This window comes from Leptolyngbya cf. ectocarpi LEGE 11479, from assembly GCF_015207065.1.
Taxonomy (GTDB): Bacteria; Cyanobacteriota; Cyanobacteriia; order Phormidesmidales; family Phormidesmidaceae; genus Leptothoe; species Leptothoe ectocarpi.
Map to the genome: position 1 here is coordinate 1 of NZ_JADEXP010000584.1, position 2,046 is coordinate 2,046.

2 protein-coding genes are annotated in these 2,046 nt (G+C 57.3%); both read right to left on the bottom strand.

The genetic code is table 11. The features are described 5' to 3' along the window. Window positions 1-1,701 (bottom strand): DUF6519 domain-containing protein (locus IQ260_RS30160; protein ID WP_193996734.1); only part of this gene is annotated, 1,701 nt, incomplete at its 3' end. Window positions 1,702-1,718: 17 nt separating this feature from the next. Then, on the bottom strand, window positions 1,719-2,046 hold a 328-nt coding region (locus IQ260_RS30165; RefSeq protein ID WP_322745086.1), incomplete at its 5' end, for a hypothetical protein.

Genomic DNA, 2,046 nt, shown 5'->3' on the forward strand with positions numbered 1-2,046 from the left:
GTCGAGCTGAATATTTTGCGAGGCCGCAATCTGAAAAATGGGGTCAGTGACTCGGTCGGCCCGAGGCTGCACGATGGTGTGTACGCTGCAGCCGGTGATGCGAATGTTGCGACGATTGCGCAGGTTAGCATTTGTTTGGTGCTGTCCCGGCAGCAGACAAATTTTACCGCCGTCAGTGGGGAGAAACGAGATCGCATCTTCCAGCGAATTAAATAGTCCGTGGCTAGTGCGACCGTCCCCCACCGTCACCGTACAGCAGCCATTGACCTGACACAGCGGCTGAAACCGTTCGCGACAGTCCTGCACTGAGGGCTGCAGCTCGCCGTTAACCAGACTCCAGCGGAGCAGCGCCAGGGGAGCAAAGTACTGTCTGGGTCCCGCCGGAGGTGCCGACTCTAGCAGACTCCAGGGCACCACCTCGGTGGGGGTGTTGGGGCGTAGGGCCAGCACCCAAAAATCTCTCGCAATGCCGACATTGCTAAAGGTGGCGGTCACGCCAGTGCCAGGGATGGCCACCGCCGTTCCCGGAGTAAAGCCGATATCAGGCTGGTCCGCCTCCCCCGAGCCGGTCCACAGCCGCAGATAAAAATACTGCTGACGTTCGCTAGGGTCGCGATCGCTCCAATACTGAGAATTATCCGCTAGCCAGTCCAGCCAGGCTTGGTCAATAGGAGCGGCCAGGGTGAGACTGTTATCCACCGGGTTATAGCTGGTGCCAACCCGAAAGAATTGTCCCTGCAGCTCAGCCACCTTTTCCTGGTTAGGCAAAAAGGCCCCCCAGGGAATAATTTCTACCGTTTGATTGGTCAGAGGTTGGGCCTCCTGGTCTCTGGGTAGGGTTAGAAACCGTACTCGGGTCAGGTCCGCCACATCCACCTGCACCCGGTAGAGGGGAGCGGCGTTGTTATAGCTCCACACAAATCGATTGGGAGCGGTGAGCTGTATCCGCATGGTCTGATTGTCGGCCCCCAAATAGCCGCCGCTGACCGCAGGCCGACAGGGATCTTCTGCGAGGCCATCCAGATCAAACGTGACGCTGAGCCGGGCGGCAGACTGGAGTTCGCAGGTACGCTCGTCAAGGCTGTGAATGATTTCTCCCGTTTCCCCGGACGGGTCAGTTGTCAACTGTCGGGTTAATCGCGCAACGGCTTCGGCACAGGTATCTGCGGCCACATCGGGCAAAATCTCCACCCGTCCCATACGGCGTACGCGAACGGAAGTGTCCGGTCCCCCTAAGGCTCGCTCCAACAGTTCGCTGTCTTCCACCGCCGAAACACACTGTTCCCAACCCCGCAGGTACACCAGGTCATAGCGGACGCTGTCTCCTTCTAGATCCACTGGCGCTGTGGGAGTATTTTCCGCTAGCTGGAGCCAGTCAGTCTGGGTCAAAAAGCTCTGGGAACCAGCGGCTTCAAACCGCAGCCCCCCCAGATAAAAGCTGCCGCTTGCGATCGCAAAATCATAGGTCGCTGGAGTATCTGCTGACGTGTCCACCACCTGAGGCTGAGTGATGCGAAACCCATCGTTGGCGGTGCCTTTGGCACAGAGAATGTCGATCAGCGTCTGGCGATCTAGCTCGTGGTCGAGGCGCTCAAACTCATTCCAGTCCGAATCGAGCATTACCCGCCCCTGCTGCATCCGCACGCTGGTGTAGCGCTTTTCGGGCTGAAACAGAAATCTAGAAATGTCTGCGTGGGCCATCACTATCTCCCTTGGGCTTAGGTTTCATTAATCAACTGGGGGATTAAACCAAACGGCATAAATTCACCAAATTTGGCGTTGAGGTCGTCCTGTTTGATCGGTGTAAATAGCCGGTTAAAAACACCCATTTCGGCACGATTTTCCGCCCCTCGCACAATCTCCGGGGGAGCCAGCTCACTGAGCTGGCCATAGCGCGGATCGCCAAACCGCTGCGAAACAAAAAACAGATTTCGGATTGTCGGCGCGAACACATGGGACTCAAACTGAGGTGGCAACCGGGTCTCCGGAGCATCGTTGGTGGCACTAAACCGGAAACAGCCGTGCTGATTATCCGTAACGTTCACC